The organism is Pseudomonas sp. LS1212, from assembly GCF_024741815.1.
Classification (GTDB): domain Bacteria; phylum Pseudomonadota; class Gammaproteobacteria; order Pseudomonadales; family Pseudomonadaceae; genus Aquipseudomonas.
Window position 1 is genome coordinate 2,735,685 of record NZ_CP102951.1, and the last position, 17,201, is coordinate 2,752,885.

A 17,201-nucleotide genomic window follows, 5' to 3' on the forward strand; every position below is an offset into this window, starting at 1 on the left:
AGCATTCATTGAGGTCTATTGGGGGGTATAGGGGCCGCGTGGGCGGTATCCGGTGTGGTGGCTCAAATGCCCCACGCGAAGGGATCCTGTTCGTCGATCAGCAGCGTGCTGTCGGCGGTCATGTAGGCTCGGCCAGTAATGAATGGGCGGATGCGCTCGCCTTCCCATTCGCCTTCCAATTCGTAGCGGCCTTCGAACTGGCTGCCGGTGATGCTGGCCTGTACCCAGCGCTCACCGGCGGCCAATTTTCCATCGGCCGCCAGGCACGCCAGTTTGGCGCTGGTGCCGGTCCCGCAGGGCGAGCGGTCGTAGGCCTTGCCCGGGCACATGACGAAGTTGCGGCTGTCGGCCTTGTCGTCGTCGGCAAACAGCTCGATATGGTCGATGAGCGCGCCGTCTTCACCAAAGATGCCCTGAGCCTCCAGGGCCTTGAGCATCGCCCAGGTGAACTCGGTCAGGGCTTCTACGTTGTCGAGCTGCAACACCTGCCCGTGATCGGAAACCAGGAAGAACCAGTTGCCGCCCCAGGCGATATCGCCGTACACGCGGCCGTGTCCGGGGACTTCGACCGGCACCTGTTGTCGGTAGCGGTAGGCGGGCACATTGCGCAGGGTCACCGCGCCGTCTTCATGCAGCGTGGCGCTGACCGGGCCGACCGGAGTATCGATCTTGTGAACACCGGGGCTGATGCGCCCCAGGTGGTGCAACGAGGCGACCAGGCCGATGGTGCCGTGACCACACATACCAAGGTAGCCGGCATTGTTGAAGAAGATCACGCCACAGGTGGCATCGGGCGAGACCGGTTCACAATACAGGGCGCCTACCAGCACATCGTTGCCACGGGGCTCCAGCAGGCAGGCACGACGCCATTGGTCATGCTGGTCGCGCAGGGCATCGCGCTTCTCGACCATGGTGTTGCCGGGCAGCTCGGGAAAGCCTTTCATCATCAGGCGAGTGGGTTCGCCGCCGGTGTGGGAATCAATGATATGTACTTGTTTCATTAACCTATCCATTAGCAGAGGACAAAGACTTCGAAACACTGTGGTTGCATTAATCTCAGGACGAAGCCTGGACGTGCGCACCAACGGGACGCAGGCCCGCGGCAGTGTCGGCGACTGCCAGTCCTGCTTCGCTTTCATCGTCCTCGGCCTCCAGACGGACCAGGTGCGCCGGCACGCCGGTCGCCGCGCCCCAGTAATAGATACCCATCGCACAGGCCGCCACGACCAGGGTGTCGAACGGATGGCTGAGTACGCCCAGGCCACCGAAGCTACCGAGCTTGGACAGCACGATGGTCACGGCATAGAAGCCGATCAGCCACAAGGATGAGCGTACTTGCCGGGCCAGGCTCAGGAGCGTGGTCGGCACAAAGCGGCCGCACAGCAGGTACACCACGAACATCAGGATCTGCAGGCCGAGCAGCCAGGACACGGTGTTCCAGCCCGACCAGTAGACGATCAACGAGGCGATGATGAACGACAGCGGGCCCAGTACGCTCATCCACTTGACCCTGAAGGGGCGCGGCATACCGGGAGCGTTGCGGCGCAGTGCGGCCACGGACACCGGAGCGACGGCGTAGCTCAGTACCAGCGCGGCGGATACGACGTTGATCAGGGCCTCCCAGGAGGGGAAGGGCAGGGTCCAGAACACCGACAGGGCGAAGGTCAGCCACAGCGCCGGGCGCGGGATGCCGGACTTTTCGTCGATGCGGGTGAAGACCTTGAAGAAGGTGCCGGTTTGCGCCCAGCCATAGATGACTCGCGGTGTAGCGTTCATGTAGATGTTGCCGCAACCGCTGGGGGAGATCACCGCGTCGGCGACCACAAGGTAGGCCAGCCAACCCACGCCCAGGGCCAGGGCGATGTCGCGATAAGGCAGGGCAAGTTCCTTGGTGACGCCGGCCCAGCCGTTGGCCAGCATCTCGGTGGGCACGCCGCCGAGGAAGGCCATCTGCAACAACACATAGATCAAGGTGGAGAGCAGGACGGACAGGATCAGTGCAATCGGAATGGTGCGCTGCGGGTTCTTCACTTCGCTGGCCACCGAGATGATTGGCGTAAGCCCCAGGTAAGCGAAGATGATGCCGCCGGCGGAAACGGCCATCTCGACGCCCGAAAGGCCGAATGGAGCGAAACCCTGGACCTGGAAGTTTTCCGGCTTGAAGAAGGTGAACAGCACACCGATGACCAGCAGCGGGACGATGAACTTGAACACGCTGACCAGGTTATTGGCCTTGGCGAAGGTTTTCACGCTGCGGTAGTTGAGCATGAAGAACAGGCAGAGCAGGCCAAACTGTAAGAGCCAGCCAAGGACCGTAGGATCGCTGGAGCCGGCTTTGGTCAGCTCGGGAAACCATGCGGCGGCATACTGGCGAGAGGCAACCACTTCGATTGCCACCAGGCTTGAGAATGCAATCAGCGTGATGAAGCCCATCAGGTAGCCGAGCAATGGGCCATGGGAGTACACCGGATAGCGAACCACGCCACCGGCACGCGGCAGCGCCGCGCCCAGTTCACAGTAGACAATGCCCAACAGCAGTACGGCAAACCCGCCCAACAGCCAGGAAAAGATGCCTGCCGGCCCCGCGATTGCGGAAACGTGACTGGCTGCGAACAACCAGCCCGAGCCGAAGATGGCTCCCAGTCCGATAAACGTAAGGTCTATCAATGAAAGTTGTTTTTTGAACTTGCCTTTGCCTGACATAGCGTCGCCTTCTTGTGGGTTATTTGATGGCAGGAGTGATGCATGCAATGGCTATAGAGTGGACTCATCAGTACGCGTGCGATTGATGTTTTCCGTTTGCACTGATGACGAAATCAGCACAATGCTGTCAGCTCGACACGGCGCCAGCCTTGAGGCAATCTGCCTGGCAGGCGGCCAGCTTGCCGAGCGGCGAGGGCACAGGGGTAGATTTCCGCCATGCGGATATTGGGAGAGTGATATTCATGACGCAGAACGCATTTGCGATCCTGTGCCAGGGGAACGACCAGAGTCGTCCCGAAACTATCGATGAACTACTTGCGGGCGTGGCACTTCTATTGCCGATGCTGGATGTAATTCCGAATGCCGCGATCTTTATCAAAGATAGCCAGGCACGCTACGTGATGGCCAACCGCACCCTGGTTCAACGCTGTGGATTGAAACAGTTGCAACCCTTGCTCGGAAAAACCAGCGCCGAGGTATTTCCAGAGCAATTGGGCCCCGGCTATACCGAACAGGATCGACGCGTTCTGGAGCAAGGCTTTGTCCTGGAAGACCAACTGGAGTTGCATCTGTACGGGAGTCGAGAGCCCGGTTGGTGCCTGACGCATAAGCGGCCTATCTATAACCGCAGCGGTGAAATCATCGGCTTGGCGGGGATTTCGGTTGACCTGCAAGCGGCCAGCGACACGCACCCGGCTTACCAGCGCCTGGCCGCGGTGGACGAATATATTCGCGCGCATTTCAACCGCCGTGTCACCCTGGGCGAACTGACGCGTATCGCCGGTATTTCAGTGGCGCAACTGGAAAGATACTGCAAGCGAGTGTTCCACCTGACGCCGCGGCAGATGATCCAGAAGGTTCGCCTGGAGCATGCGCATCGTCTGCTGCATACGGATATGCCCATCACCGATGTCGCACTGCAGTGCGGCTATACCGACCATAGTGCTTTCACCCGACAGTTCAAGGCATTGACCGGTTTTACACCGCGGCAGTATCGGCAGGCCACTGGACATTAAGCGGCCCAAGGTTCGTGCAAGGACAAAAACCTAGTCCACTCGGACGAAGCACATTTATGCAGTCGTTTTTAGTCTTGCGTTCATAACAGTCCTTCCCTCGTCTGAAGTGGACCGACCATGAAAACAAGAAAAAAATTCTTCCTCGCCCTGACCGTCTGCGCCTTCGGCGCCGCCTATACCGGCGTATTGACGCTTCCGGTGCCAGCGCAAGTGACGGTTGCCTATTACTGTCCGCCCAGCTACCAAACCTGTTACATCCCCGGGCCCAACATTGCCCAGCTAATGCCGTAGCGGCGGCGATTCTGCCTGCGTACCCGGGTCCAGGTTCGACGCTGGGGCCATCGATGACTTTTGCTTACCAGGCGGTTAAACACATCTCGGGCGTCACGCCTACTGAATGATCGGAGTGATCTTCAATGACAGCGATGCAAAGGGAGTTTCCTAAAGGCGAGGTATTGGTGATCGGTGGCAGCGGCGGTGCGGGTGAAGCGATTTGCACTCGCTTTGCCGAGCTCGGTTCCGACGTCATCCTGACTTACCACCGTAATGAGGCGCGGGCTGCGCACGTCGTGGCCAATGTCGAGGCGCTGGGCAGGCGCGCACAGGCGTACCAGCTGTCGATGAGCGATCTGCCCGGTGCGCGTCGGGTGATTGAGACCCTTCTCGGCGAGGGGCGCGTGCACACCGTCGTCATCGCGGCCGGTTCGGATATCTCGCAACCCAAGATTCGTGATTTGAGCGTGGAGGACTGGCGTGCGGTGATCGACGCCGACCTCAACGGATTCTTCAATATCGTCCAGGCCACGCTGCCCCATCTCAAGGCAAACGGCGGCGGCTCCTACGTGCATGTCAGCTCTGCAGGGCTGCATCGCTGGCCGGAGGGCGATGTGCTGTCGGTTGTACCCAAAGCAGCCATCGATTCGATGCTCAAGTTGCCAAGGAGGAAGGACGCTTCGGTATTCGCGCCAACAGCGTCGCCATCGGCGTCATCAACACCGGCATCTTTCTGCGCCTGTGGGAAGACGGCACTTTCGATGAGCAGTGGGAGGCCGCCGTCCACCGCAATCTGTGCCTCAAGCGCTGGGGGCAAGCAGAGGAAGTGGCTAACGCCGTCGCGTTCCGCGCGTCGAACAGGGCGCTCTACACGACTGGGCAAACACTTTCCGTCGACGGCGGATATGGCGTCTAGCCACCAATACGAAGTGAATCAAGTGGGATGTTGGCTGGGCATGAAAGCGGTACTGCCGGCGATGAAGGAGGCGGGCAGGGGCTCGATTGTGAACGTCTCGTCGACGGCGGGCATGGAGGGGGTTGCGGGCGGTACGGCCTACGTTGCCAGCAAGTTCGCCGTGCGTGGCATGACCAAAGCTGCTGCGCTCGAGTTCGGCGGCCACAACATCCGGGTCAACTCCGTACACCCGGGCGGCATCGACACGGCTATGGCTCGACCGCCGGAGTTTGCCGATTTCGACGCGGCGTCGATCTATCGCGGCTTACCGATCCCTCGTATCGGTCACCCCGATGAAGTGGCCAACCTGGTGTTGTTCCTCGCGTGCGAAGAGTCCACGTACTGCACCGGTGCGGAGTTCATTGTGGATGGCGGCATGCTCGCGGGTAACACCTTTGGTTAGTGAGGCATTGCCGCATCCAGTACAAAGCGGTGACTGATCAACCGGCAGGCCACGGGACATTGAGCTGCCGAGCGGGCGAGGGCGGTGCCGTAGCGACGCGCTCGCCCATCATTGAATTGCCAGCAAGTCTGAACATCAGGCCTTGCCGGCAAATGTCTTATGAGAAAAAGATGGGAAATTTGTGGGGCATTTACAGCTCCCTGGTGATACGCAGCAAGCCAAGGAGAGTATCGAGCGATTGCAGCAGATGCTGGGACAGAAATTGCAAGGTGTTCAGAGCGGCGTTGATGCATTGCAGGACAGCATGGGCATGCTGCTTGACCAGCTTGTCGAATTGGCTGTGGAAGCACGCCAGATTATGTTCTAACAGGCAAAATTATGTTCAGGTAGAGATGTTCATGAGCGAAGACGAGAAGCTCTGGTCATCTATAATTCGGATTATCCAGGACCAGGCGCTTTTCGCGTGATTTCGCCCTCCAAAACGGTGCGCCCAAGCCCACTTGTCTGCCGTGGGGGGAGCAGTAAGCGTGCATACCCACTCAGATTCTTCGCCGGATGAAGTCATGGCCGATACGGTGATACGTCCGAGCTGTTGTCGACCGCTTTTGAACAGCGGCCCGGGCATGTGCGCTCGGTGTGCGCAGTTCGCAACCTGCCGGTGGCCGTAGCTCTTACATTTGCACTCAAGTCCAACTGAACCAGAGAACTTAGCAGTCTTATCCAGTTTCAAGGAGAGCATCATGGCTCGTGTCACTCCAATTGGACGTTACCGTAACGTTGGTATCGTCGCCCACGTAGACGCCGGTAAGACCACCACTACCGAGCGGATCCTGTTCTACACGGGTCTCAGCCACAAGATGGGCGAGGTGCACGACGGCGCTGCCACCACCGATTGGATGGTTCAGGAGCAGGAGCGCGGTATCACCATTACCTCCGCTGCTGTAACCACCTTCTGGAAGGGTGCGCGTGGCCAATACGATAGCTATCGTGTCAACATTATCGACACACCCGGCCACGTGGACTTCACCATCGAGGTGGAGCGTTCCCTGCGCGTGCTCGACGGCGCTGTCGTCGTGTTCTGCGGCACCTCCGGAGTCGAGCCACAGTCCGAAACCGTATGGCGCCAAGCCAACAAGTACGGCGTTCCACGTATTGTTTACGTAAACAAGATGGACCGTGCCGGTGCTAACTTCTTGCGCGTTGTCGGTCAGATCAAAAACCGTCTGGGTCACACCCCGGTTCCGGTTCAACTGGCTATCGGCGCTGAAGAAAACTTCGAAGGGCAGATCGATCTGGTCAAGATGAAGGCTATCTACTGGAACGAAGACGACCTGGGGACGACCTACCATGAGGAAGAGATCCCTGCCGAGCTTCTGAGCCTGGCCGAAGAGTGGCGCTCCAACATGGTTGAAGCTGCCGCCGAAGCCAGCGAAGAGCTGATGAACAAGTATCTCGAAGGTGGTGAACTCACCGTCGAAGAGATCAAGCAAGGTCTGCGTCAGCGTACCCTGGCCGGCGAAATCGTTCCGGCCGTTTGCGGCTCTTCCTTCAAGAACAAGGGCGTGCCTCTGGTTCTCGACGCCGTTATCGACTACCTGCCGGCGCCAGTCGACATTCCTGCCATCAAGGGTTCCGACCCGGATGACGAGACTGTTGCCATGGAGCGTCATGCAGACGACAACGAGCCGTTCTCGGCGCTGGCGTTCAAGATCGCGACCGACCCGTTCGTTGGTACTCTGACGTTCATTCGCGTCTACTCCGGTGTTCTGAGCTCCGGGGACGCAGTGCTGAACTCGGTCAAGGGCAAGAAGGAGCGGGTGGGCCGGATGGTGCAGATGCACGCCAACCAGCGCAATGAGATCAAGGAAGTGCGGGCGGGCGACATCGCGGCCCTGATCGGCATGAAGGACGTCACCACCGGTGATACCCTGTGCGATCTGCAAAAGCCGATCATCCTCGAACGAATGGACTTCCCGGAGCCGGTAATTTCGGTTGCGGTAGAACCCAAGACCAAGGACGATCAGGAAAAAATGGGTATCGCTCTGGGCAAGCTTGCTCAGGAAGACCCGTCTTTCCGCGTCAAGACCGACGAAGAGACTGGCCAGACCATCATCTCCGGTATGGGTGAGCTGCACCTGGACATTCTCGTCGATCGTATGCGTCGCGAGTTCAACGTCGAGGCGAACATCGGCAAGCCGCAGGTTTCGTACCGCGAGAAGATCACCAAGAGCTGCGAGATCGAAGGTAAATTCGTTCGTCAGTCCGGTGGTCGTGGTCAGTTCGGTCACTGCTGGATTCGCTTTGCTCCAGCTGACGAAGGTCAAGACGGTCTGGTGTTCATCAACGAAGTTGTTGGTGGTGTAGTTCCTAAGGAATACATCCCGGCAATCCAGAAGGGCATCGAAGAGCAGATGAAGAACGGCGTTGTTGCCGGCTATCCGCTGATCGGCCTGAAGGCCACCGTGTTCGATGGTTCCTACCACGACGTCGACTCCAACGAGATGGCGTTCAAGGTGGCGGCCTCCATGGCGACCAAGCAGCTGGCTAGCAAAGGTGGCGGTGTGGTGCTCGAGCCGATCATGAAGGTTGAAGTCGTAACGCCTGAGGACTACATGGGTGACGTGATGGGCGATCTGAACCGTCGTCGTGGCTTGATCCAGGGTATGGAGGACAGCGTTTCCGGCAAGGTGATTCGCGCCGAAGTGCCGCTGGGTGAGATGTTCGGTTACGCGACCGACGTGCGCTCCATGTCCCAGGGGCGCGCGAGCTACTCCATGGAGTTTTCGAAGTACTCGGAAGCACCGGCCAACATCGCCGAGGTGCTCATCAAGCAACAGAAGTAGGCCTGAAGCGTGTTATTCCTGAGCCAGAACCTTTAAGGAAAGGTTCTGGCTGGTTGGGGTCAACCAAACTGACCGGCATGGCGTGTTTGTAAAAAAGGTTACCGAGGGGAGGATTTTCCGATCAATGACTTAGAGCGCTTATGAACTCTATTACGGCAGGCATCTAATTTAACTTATGGGCGATGCTTATTGTTCATAAGTTAAATTAGATGCCTGCCGTAATAGAAGTACAAGGCCAAGAACTTCATCGACACTGTGGTCGCAGAACGCAGCTCATCTCTCCATCAGGGGAACGTGAATCCCCAGCAGTGGTGAATCTCCCCCCGCCATTGGGGAACTACCCCCACTGAAAAAGTACCCCGCGGCCTGCATTTACATGCCAACCAATTGATAAATCGAATCCTTTTTTAAAAATTCACCATTCTTCACGCTTGGCGCGGGCTTTGCCGCTGTCAAGGCGAATCGGCAAAATGCCATTTCATGGAGAGAGGTGAAGGCGATGAGAAAGTATGCATCAGGGAAATCATCGCCCAACCTTTTCCGTCGATCAGGCATCGCGTCTGTACTGCTGATCACACTCGGCTTGAGCAATGTGAGTGCGGCGCCTCTCGATGATTTTGGCCCGCCGCCACCGACTGATCCCTCGGCCTTTACCGATCCGCCAGCCGACCCCGAGGCCGCGCTGGAAGAACTGGAAACGCTGCCAGAGGCCAACCAGGGTGCATTTGCCCTGCCCAACGGCGAGTTCGGTGACCTCACCACCCCGCGCGCCGAAAATGTCTTGCCCCCGGCGCAGCAGACGTCGTTCAACGTTCCCACCAATGGCAAGCCAAGCCCCCTGTTCGGGGCCCAACCCTTCACCCAGCAACTGCTGCTGTACGAGGAGTTCGGCTCGGAGAAACTCGATCCGCAAACGCCGCCCGCCGACCTGACGTTCCCCGTGCCCACCACGGGCGCAGCCCCTGGGCAGGACCCGAACAGTGTTGCCCGCAGTGGCCCCTCGGGCACGGCGCTGGAGGCCTTCTTGCGCCAACCTGGGCTGACCCCGTTCCCGTCCCAGTTTTCCAATGTACTGGACCGCAACCCCTGGAAGGCGCAAATCGAAGCATTCCTCAACCGCAGCCCGGTAGGCTCACCGGCCGAGGGGCGGCCGCCGGGAAAAGGCTGGTCGCACCAACGCTGGAACGAGTTCTTTCCCCAGGCCGCGTTCAAGACGGCGCAAGCCGGTGCGCGGATCAACCTGGGCTTGCGCGACAACAAACAGATGCATGGCTACGCCAAGGGCGAGTTCGGCCCCGGCGGGCTCTATCACAACACGGCGGGCATTGCGGCCACCGAGGGCACCACCAAAGGCATCGGCATCCGCTTCCATCCGAACATGCCGATCCAGGATCACAAATCCTTGTGGACCTTCGACGGTACGCTGCCGCCCAAACTGCTGATGGTCCGCTATGGCCAGCCGCTGCTGATGCGCCATTACAACGCCCTGCCGATCGATCCCGCGGCGAATCGGGGTTTCGGCCTGCACACCCTCAGCACTCACGAGCACAACGGTCATGTACCGGCCGAAAGCGACGGCTATGCCAACGCCTTTTTCTTCCCCGGTCAGTACTACGACTACCGCTGGCCAATCCAATTGGCCGGCTATGACACCATCAATACCAGGGCGCAAGACCCGAGGGCGGCGTTCCCCTGCGCGCCGGGGGAAACGCTCTTCGTCAACGATGCCACTCCCGGCCTCAAGACCTGTGAAAACGGCAGCATCAAGATCCGCGGCGACTGGCGCGAAACCATGAGCACCCACTGGTTCCACGATCATATGTTCGATTTCACCGCGCAGAATGTCTACAAGGGCAACTCCGCGCTGATGAACTACTACAGCGCGATCGATCGCGGCAACGAAGCGCTCGAGGATGGCGTCAACCTGCGCCTGCCCAGTGGCTCGGCGTTGCCCTGGGGTAACCGCGACTACGACATCAACCTGACGGTTGCCGACAAGGCCTGGGACCAGAACGGCCAATTGTGGTTCAACCCGTTCAACACCGACGGTTTCCTCGGCGATCAGTTGACGGTCAACTGGCAGTACCGGCCCTACCTGAACGTCCGCGCGCGCAGCTATCGCTTCCGTATTCTCAACGGCTCGGTTTCGCGCTACTTCAAGCTGGCGGTGGTCCGCGAGATCCAGGGCAACGGCGGCGAGTTCCGCGGGCCGTCGGGCTCCAGGGTGTCCTATGATCGGGTGCCTTTCCACATGATCGGCAACGACGGAAACATCATGGAGCATGCCGTACCGTTCGACGGCAGCATGGACCTGGACGACGATGGCGACCTGCAGGACAACAATGCCATCCTGCCGACCCTGGCCATCGCCGAGCGCATCGATATCCTCATCAACTTCGCCAGGCATGGCATCAAACCGGGCGACAAGCTCTATTTCGTCAACCTCATGGAGCACGATTCGGGCAAGGGGCCCAGGAAGGACGAGATCCCTCTGGCCGAGGTCCTCTCCGAGGAATACAAGGCCGTCCTCAAGAACACCAGTAACGGCCTGAAATGGGACAAGGGCGACCCGGTGGTGGGCAAGTTCCTGCAGTTGAACGTCAAATCCTATTCCGGCCAGGACCTCAGCCTGGACCCGGTGGCCTATGAACCGGCCAAACCTGGCAAAGAGGCCGGCAAGAAGATGATCCCGCTGCCCATCAATCGTGACGACCCGGACGACAAGGCTAAGCTCAAGCTGGCACGGCACCGCAGCTTCGAGTTTGGTCGCTCCGATGGTACCGATCTGGCCCCCTGGACCATCAAGACCGACGGTGGCATCGGCTATACCATGGACCCGCGCCGGATCAGCGCGGCGCCCCAGTTGGCCACTGGTCCGACGGATGCCGGCTTCAGCGGCGACGGCACCCTTGAAGTGTGGAAAATCAAGAATGGTGGCAATGGCTGGAGCCATCCGGTGCATGTGCACTTCGAGGAAGGGGTCATTCTCAGCCGCGACGGCGAGGCGCCGCCGGAGTGGGAGAAGTGGGCGCGCAAGGACGTCTATCGCATCGGACCGGAAGTTGACAGCTCCGACGAGGTCGAGGTGGCTATCCGTTTCCGCGAGTTCGCCGGCACATTCATGGAGCACTGCCACAACACCCAGCACGAGGACACCTCCATGTTGCTGCGCTGGGACGTCGAACACCCCGGCCAGTTCGAACTGATGCCGACGCCCTTGCCAAGCTGGGATGGCGTGGAATACGTGAGTTCGGTGGCGCTCCCCACCTTCCGCGACGGTGACGATGACGATGATGGTGGGGGCGAAGACTCCAATCAGTTGCCGGTAGCCCAGGACGACAGTGCCAGCGGCACCGCAGGCGTGGCAGTCACTCTCAATGTACTGGCCAATGACAGCGACCCTGACGGCAACCAGCCACTCACAGTCGTCGGTCTGAGCCAGCCGGACTCTGGCCGGGGCAGCGTCAGCACCGATGGCACCCGCGTGATCTACACGCCGCCGGCCACGGTCACCGAGCCGTTCACTGCGACCTTCACCTATGAGGCTCGCGATGGGTTGGGCGGTGTCTCGGCAACGCCCGCCACCGTGACCCTATCGGTCACACTGGCTGCCGTTAGCGAAGATCTGCAGGTGACCAGCGCCTCTGTCGTCGCACGAAGCAACAACCGTTATACCTGGGATCTGGTCGGGACGACTTCGCGGGCAACCGGCAACACCATCACGGTAACGGCATCGACCACTGGCGGCCCGCTCAACCTCGGCACCGCGACCCTCTCAACCCTGGCCACAGGCGCCCGCTGGCGGCTGTCTGTAACGACGACTGGCAACGGACCGTCGCAGAACCCGACGGTAACGATTCGATCGGCCTTTGGCCAGGTAATCACGGTACCGATAACGGTCCGATGAACCTGCGACTGCAATCAGTAACCTGTACAGGACGCGATATGATGGTCTGGATAATCCGCTTGACGCTTACCCGTTTGATGCTCTTGCTCACCTTGTGCACAGCGCAGTGGTCAGCAATGGCCGCCGGCGAAAGCGACGCTGACACGCCCTGGGGGCGCGACTACTTTCCAAATATTCCCCTGGTCACCCAGGACGGCAAGACGGTGCACTTCTTTGATGACCTCATCAAGGACAAAGTGGTGGCGATCAACTTCATTTTCACCTCCTGTACCGACTCTTGCCCACTGGAAACAGCCCGCCTGCGGCAGGTGCAGAAACAGCTCGGCGACCGGGTCGGTCGCGACGTGTTCTTCTACTCGATCAGCATCGACCCGCAAGTAGATACGCCAGCGGTGCTCAAGCAATACACAGAGAAATTCAACGTCGGGCCCGGCTGGCTGTTCTTGACCGGTCAGAAAGCCGACATCACCGCCTTGCGGCAAAGCCTGGGCTTGTTTATCGAGGGCGTCGACAATGGCCGGACCAAGGACCACAACCTGAGCCTGATCATTGGCAACCAGAGCACCGGTCGCTGGATGAAAGCCTCGCCCTTCGAGAACCCCTACATCCTCGCCGACCGCCTGGGCAACAGCCTGCACAACTGGAAGCTGGCGAGCGCCAGTCAGAATGATTATGCCGATGCCCCCAGCGTGCGCACACCCAGCACCGGCGAGCAAATCTATCGGACGCGCTGCTCCTCCTGCCATACGCTCGGCGATACCGAGCACGCCGGGATGCGCAGCATTGGCCCGGATTTGCTGGGGGTGACCAGGCAGCGTGATTCGGTATGGCTCAGGCGCTGGATCAAGGAGCCTGATCGGATGTTGGCTGAAAAGGACCCCTTGGCCATGAAGCTGTATGAACAATACAACCGGTTGGCGATGCCGAATTTGCGTTTGGGCGAGGTCGAGGTCACCGCCCTGCTTGCTTACCTGGAGGAGGAGACCAATCGACTACAACCACCGACGCCGGTCATTCACGAGGCGCATGGCGAGTCGCATCAGCCGGGCCACCACGCCTCTCAAGGCCACCAGCACCACGGCGGGTAATCAAGACAACGTTTAGCGGACATGCACATAGGTGCCAGGCGCGACTTCCATCGGTGGATATTTCTTATTACCTGGCTCCAGCAGGGTTTCGCGTTGCTCGCCAGAGCGTTGCTGAATCCATTCCAGCCATTCTGACCACCAGCTGCCATCGTGCTTCTGGGCGTCGAAAAACCAGTCGCGCGGGTCGGCGCTGTGTTTTTCGTTCTCCAGGTAGCTGGCTTTGGGGTTGCCCGGCGGGTTGAGGATGCTCTGGATATGCCCGCTGTTGGACAGCACAAAGCGGCTGTCGCCCCCCAGTAGCAGGGTCGAGCGATAGACAGCGTCCCAAGGCGTGATGTGGTCGTTGATACCGGCTACGTTAAAGCTGTCCACCGTGATCTTCCCCAAGTCGATCGGCGTACCGCAGACCTCCAGGCCGTCAGGCCGTGTGAGTGGGTTGTACTTGAAGAAGTCCAGCAAATCGCCATGTAGAGCGGCCGGCAGGCGGGTGTTGTCGTTGTTCCAATAGAGAATGTCAAAGGGAAGAGGTTGTTTACCCAACAGGTAGTTGTTGATCCAGTAATTCCAGATCAGATCATTGGGGCGCATCCAGGCAAACACCCGGGCCATGTCGCGGCCATCCAGCACGCCGTTCTTATAGGAGCGGCGCTTGGTCGCCTCCAGGGTTTGCTCATCGGCAAACAACATGGCTGGGCAGTCGATCTGACTGTCCAGGAGGCTGACCAGGTAGGTGGCGCTGGCGACTTTGTGCAGCTGCCGTTTGGCTTGCAGGTGGCCTTGCAGGGCGGCGATGCTGAGGCCACCGGCGCAGGCGCCCATCAGGTGGGCCGCTTTGCTACCGCTGATGTCGCGGGTCACATCGAGGGCCTTTTCCAGGGCCTGGACATAATTCGATAGACCCCACTCGCAATGGTGGGCGTCCGGGTTACGCCAACTGACAATGAACACCTGCAAGCCGTTTTTCAGCGCGTATTGAACGAAGCTATTCTCGACGCTGAGGTCGAAGATGTAGTACTTGTTGATCTGCGGCGGCACGATCAATAGCGGGCAGGCGTACTGCTTCTCGCTCATCGGCCGGTACTGGATCAGCTCCAGCAGCTCGTTGCGAAACACCACGGCGCCGGGAGTGGTGGCGATATTGCGACCGACTTCGAAAGCCTGCTTGCTCACCTGGCTGGGCATCCCGCCATTGTGCCGCAGGTCGTCGAGCAGATGCTGAATCCCCTTGAGCAGGCTGGCGCCGCCGGTGTTGAACAGCTCTTTGATCGCCTGCGGGTTGAGTGGGCTGTTGGACGGTGACAGCGCATCGCCGAGCTGGGCCAGGATAAAGCGTGTGCGGGCTTGGTCGTCGGGCGCCAGGTTGCTCTCGTCGACCCAGGCGTTCAACTGCTTCTGCCAAGACAGATAGGCCTGCAGGCTGCGACGGTAGAAAGGGTTGAGGCGCCAGGATGGATCCTGGAAGCGGGCATCCTGGACCTTGGGCTGGTGCGGCGTATCGCCGAGCAGCACGCGGCCCAGTTGGCCGCCGAGGGCCAGAGCATGGCGGGTGGTGTGGATCGGCTGCTTCAACCCTTGTAGCGCCAGGGTGCGCAGGGTGGGGAGCAGCTTGCGCCCACGCAAGCCGACCACGGTGCTGTGTTCTGCATTCACAAAGGACGCGGGTACGGGCAGGGCGCCAGCCGCTGGTTTCTTTCGCATGGGGCACACTCGGTTGTCATCGCATCATGGATGCTGAACAGCATGGGCTTGTACCAAGGCACGCCGCAGACGCAACCCAACTGTTAGCAAGAATTTAACCCGAAAATCTAATGGGGCAAGTGGCTACGTGCCGCACTGTGACTACCTATACGGTCACCGGTTGTGCAGTGGCAGCGCCGGCTGCAGGAAGCCGAGCATGGCCTGCTGAGTGTCGTGCCAGGCCGCCTGGTGCTCCATATCGAGGAAGTGCCCGGCGTTCTTGACTGTGTGGAACTCGGACTGGCGGGCATGCTCGGCAAAACGACGGGCGTCTTGCGCCGAGGTGTATTCATCCCATTCGCCATTGACGAACAACAGCGGTACCTCGATGGCGTTGGCGCTGGCGAGATAGCACTCGGTGTCCCGGGCCAGCACCTCATTGACGTGGAAATGCATCTGCCGGTATTCGTGCTCGGCCAGACTACTGACATGGCGGTGGTTAAAGCGCTTGAACAGCGACGGCAGGTGCTTGCCAATGGTGCTATTGATCCAGCAACCGACATTGTAACGATCGCAGGCGTGAAGGAAGTTCAGGCCGCTTTCCAGGTAATCGCGCATTGGCGTATTGATCCGCGCCGAGAATGAAGAGATCACGGCCTTCTCGATTCTTCGCGGCCGCTGGGCCAGTGCCAGCAAGGTCGCTGCGCCGCCCCAGGAAAAAGACAGCACATGGTCGGCAGAGAAGTGTTCGATCAACTCCAGCAGTATCTCGGCCTCATCCTCCTTGCGGATTGGCTGGCCGTGGCGATTGTGCTGTTTTGATTGGCCGGCGTAGGGTTGGTCGTAAAGAACCACATTGAAGCGCGGCAGCAAATAACGCACCGTTTGGGCGAAGGATGCGGTGGTTGCCAGCGAGCCGTTGACCAGAATGATGGTCTTGTCAGCGCTGGAATTGAGATAGTGCTCGGTATAGATCTTGTACCGGCCGCTAATCTCGACGATGGCAATTTCATGGCTTCATGATCATTATCTTCCTGTATATAACTTGTTTTTTTTCAATAAGTTATAGGTTGTGCTCAGATGATTTTCGTGTGCCAAAACGTAGGATTCCCCTCGGCTTAACCCAGCAACAGCGGCGCGAGGGCTGCTTGGATGGTCGTCGTGACCGCTGAGTCACAGATCGACCTGAGGCCGAGAGTTAAGCAGGGATTCGCCCGAATGCAAGAATTCAGAGGATCTACCTGAAATGCCAGAAGCCTGGCCCGGCGATTCAAGAGGTGTGGCGTGATTCAGGCATATGGTCTATTGCTTGATGGCCCAGATCCGGGCCTGACTTCAGGAGATCGAAATGCACGTAGTGATGGACCGGCCGCTCCCGGTGGATTACGTACATCCAAGTGGGGAACAGGCGAAGATCGATTTCATCTGGGGCGAGCCAAACAACGCTGTACCCGTTGTCATCAGCATCTGGCTCAAAACTGGCGAGACCTACGTGAAGCTTGGTATGGAAAGTGACACTTGGAATACCTTCGGCGAAGCCAGACAGCGCGGTATCGAACTGGCGACCAAATGGCTAGAGCGCGGCAACTGAAAACCGTGACCTGCCGATTCGTACTCCGCATGTTTTTGTGGGCATGGGGGAGGGACGGTGATGACGATGTTTTGCTTGCCATCGCGCTTGGCTTCGATCTTGATCTTGCAGCCGCAGTCCCGGAATTCGTCTTTCCACTCGCCACCCTCGCAAGCGGCGCTCGCGCAAAGCCAAATTGCGCATGAGCACGTCAGATTTCAATTTACCGAGTTGAAACAGATGCATCAGGCAATGGAAAACCGCTATGGTCAAGGCGAGCAGCGATTGGCTGAGACGCGGACGATCCTGGCCGTGAGCGAGCGGGAGCGAGACCTGCCGAGGCCAACGAGTTTGTTTATCACGTAAAGGAGCACAAAATGAGCTATTGGACGTTCCAATGACGTGTCGCAGTCGGCTGCTGTGTAGCAACCAGCTCGGCAGGCATGTTCGGGGCCATGGACCAACCGACTATCTTGCGTGAGAACAAGTCCAACACCACGGCCAAGTACAACCAGCCGCTGCGGGTCCGGGTGTAGGTAATGTCTGCCACCCAGGCCTTGTTCGTCGCGTCAGGTTCAAATTGGCGATTCAATACATTCTCGTCAATCGGCAGGTCATGTTTGCTATCGGTGGTGTGCACAAACTTGCGCTTCCAGGCCGAACGCAGGCCATGGGCACGCATCATGGATAAGAGGACAGTGCCGTGCAGAATAAGTCGAACTCATGGCGCTTTCGTGACAGCGCAGCGTCTTATTGCCGCTCAGAA

The 17,201-nt window shown here is 59.2% G+C and carries 12 protein-coding genes and 3 pseudogenes; 10 read left to right on the forward strand and 5 right to left on the reverse strand.

Annotated elements, in window-relative coordinates; all coding sequences use genetic code 11:
* Positions 1–62: 62 nt before the first annotated feature.
* Entirely contained in the window at positions 63–1,001 is a 939-nt protein-coding gene (locus tag NVV94_RS12945; RefSeq protein ID WP_258447505.1) for a 4-hydroxyproline epimerase, read from the reverse strand.
* 55 nt (positions 1,002–1,056) lie between these two features.
* The gene (locus tag NVV94_RS12950) at positions 1,057–2,703 is read right to left on the reverse strand and encodes an APC family permease (RefSeq protein WP_258447506.1); all 1,647 of its coding nucleotides are present in this window, start codon (positions 2,701–2,703) and stop codon (positions 1,057–1,059) included.
* A gap of 242 nt (positions 2,704–2,945) precedes the next feature.
* On the opposite strand from NVV94_RS12950, the gene NVV94_RS12955 reads away from it, so the two are divergent.
* The 9 genes and pseudogenes from NVV94_RS12955 to NVV94_RS12985 all read left to right on the forward strand — a co-directional run bounded on the left by NVV94_RS12955 (position 2,946) and on the right by NVV94_RS12985 (position 13,188).
* Positions 2,946–3,719 carry an AraC family transcriptional regulator gene (locus NVV94_RS12955; RefSeq protein ID WP_258447507.1) on the forward strand — a complete coding sequence of 258 codons (774 nt, stop codon included), beginning with the start codon at positions 2,946–2,948 and terminating at the stop codon, positions 3,717–3,719.
* Positions 3,720–3,836: 117 nt separating this feature from the next.
* Positions 3,837–4,010: a hypothetical protein gene (locus tag NVV94_RS12960; protein ID WP_258447508.1), complete on the forward strand. Its 174-nt coding sequence runs from the start codon at positions 3,837–3,839 to the stop codon at positions 4,008–4,010.
* A 134-nt stretch (positions 4,011–4,144) separates the two neighbouring features.
* Positions 4,145–4,537 (forward strand): annotated as a pseudogene (locus NVV94_RS26890) (SDR family NAD(P)-dependent oxidoreductase); the annotation flags it as partial.
* A gap of 170 nt (positions 4,538–4,707) precedes the next feature.
* Complete coding sequence (locus NVV94_RS26895) at positions 4,708–4,908, forward strand: SDR family oxidoreductase (RefSeq protein ID WP_408733501.1); 201 nt, start codon at positions 4,708–4,710, stop codon at positions 4,906–4,908.
* 13 nt (positions 4,909–4,921) lie between these two features.
* Positions 4,922–5,350: pseudogene (locus tag NVV94_RS26900) on the forward strand (SDR family NAD(P)-dependent oxidoreductase); the annotation flags it as partial.
* 181 nt (positions 5,351–5,531) lie between these two features.
* Positions 5,532–5,717: a hypothetical protein gene (locus NVV94_RS12970; RefSeq protein WP_258447510.1), complete on the forward strand. Its 186-nt coding sequence runs from the start codon at positions 5,532–5,534 to the stop codon at positions 5,715–5,717.
* Between the two features lie 373 nt (positions 5,718–6,090).
* Positions 6,091–8,193, forward strand: coding sequence for an elongation factor G (gene fusA / locus NVV94_RS12975; protein WP_258447511.1), 2,103 nt, complete (start codon positions 6,091–6,093; stop codon positions 8,191–8,193).
* Between the two features lie 499 nt (positions 8,194–8,692).
* Positions 8,693–12,100, forward strand: coding sequence for an Ig-like domain-containing protein (locus tag NVV94_RS12980; protein ID WP_258447512.1), 3,408 nt, complete (start codon positions 8,693–8,695; stop codon positions 12,098–12,100).
* 116 nt (positions 12,101–12,216) lie between these two features.
* Positions 12,217–13,188: an SCO family protein gene (locus NVV94_RS12985; RefSeq protein WP_408733502.1), complete on the forward strand. Its 972-nt coding sequence runs from the start codon at positions 12,217–12,219 to the stop codon at positions 13,186–13,188.
* 12 nt (positions 13,189–13,200) lie between these two features.
* Here NVV94_RS12985 and phaC read toward each other — a convergent pair whose 3' ends face one another.
* Both phaC and NVV94_RS12995 read right to left on the reverse strand, forming a co-directional pair.
* Positions 13,201–14,886 carry a class II poly(R)-hydroxyalkanoic acid synthase gene (gene phaC / locus NVV94_RS12990; protein ID WP_258447513.1) on the reverse strand — a complete coding sequence of 562 codons (1,686 nt, stop codon included), beginning with the start codon at positions 14,884–14,886 and terminating at the stop codon, positions 13,201–13,203.
* 153 nt (positions 14,887–15,039) lie between these two features.
* Entirely contained in the window at positions 15,040–15,873 is an 834-nt protein-coding gene (locus NVV94_RS12995) for an alpha/beta fold hydrolase (RefSeq protein WP_258447690.1), read from the reverse strand.
* A gap of 340 nt (positions 15,874–16,213) precedes the next feature.
* Here NVV94_RS12995 and NVV94_RS13000 point away from each other — a divergent pair, with 340 nt between their 5' ends.
* Positions 16,214–16,456, forward strand: coding sequence for a hypothetical protein (locus NVV94_RS13000; RefSeq protein ID WP_258447514.1), 243 nt, complete (start codon positions 16,214–16,216; stop codon positions 16,454–16,456).
* Between the two features lie 406 nt (positions 16,457–16,862).
* Here NVV94_RS13000 and NVV94_RS13005 read toward each other — a convergent pair.
* Positions 16,863–17,123 (reverse strand): annotated as a pseudogene (locus NVV94_RS13005) (DDE-type integrase/transposase/recombinase); the annotation flags it as partial.
* Positions 17,124–17,201 lie beyond the last annotated feature (78 nt).

Bases quoted from the DNA above. Each gene is read 5' to 3' on its own strand.
- NVV94_RS12945 (WP_258447505.1), bottom strand. From the start codon at position 1,001: ATGAAACAAGTACATATCATTGATTCCCACACCGGCGGCGAACCCACT.
- NVV94_RS12950 (WP_258447506.1), bottom strand. From the start codon at position 2,703: ATGTCAGGCAAAGGCAAGTTCAAAAAACAACTTTCATTGATAGACCTT.
- NVV94_RS12955 (WP_258447507.1), top strand. From the start codon at position 2,946: ATGACGCAGAACGCATTTGCGATCCTGTGCCAGGGGAACGACCAGAGT.
- NVV94_RS12960 (WP_258447508.1), top strand. From the start codon at position 3,837: ATGAAAACAAGAAAAAAATTCTTCCTCGCCCTGACCGTCTGCGCCTTC.
- fusA (WP_258447511.1), top strand. From the start codon at position 6,091: ATGGCTCGTGTCACTCCAATTGGACGTTACCGTAACGTTGGTATCGTC.
- NVV94_RS12980 (WP_258447512.1), top strand. From the start codon at position 8,693: ATGAGAAAGTATGCATCAGGGAAATCATCGCCCAACCTTTTCCGTCGA.
- NVV94_RS12985 (WP_408733502.1), top strand. From the start codon at position 12,217: ATGGCCGCCGGCGAAAGCGACGCTGACACGCCCTGGGGGCGCGACTAC.
- phaC (WP_258447513.1), bottom strand. From the start codon at position 14,886: ATGCGAAAGAAACCAGCGGCTGGCGCCCTGCCCGTACCCGCGTCCTTT.
- NVV94_RS13000 (WP_258447514.1), top strand. From the start codon at position 16,214: ATGCACGTAGTGATGGACCGGCCGCTCCCGGTGGATTACGTACATCCA.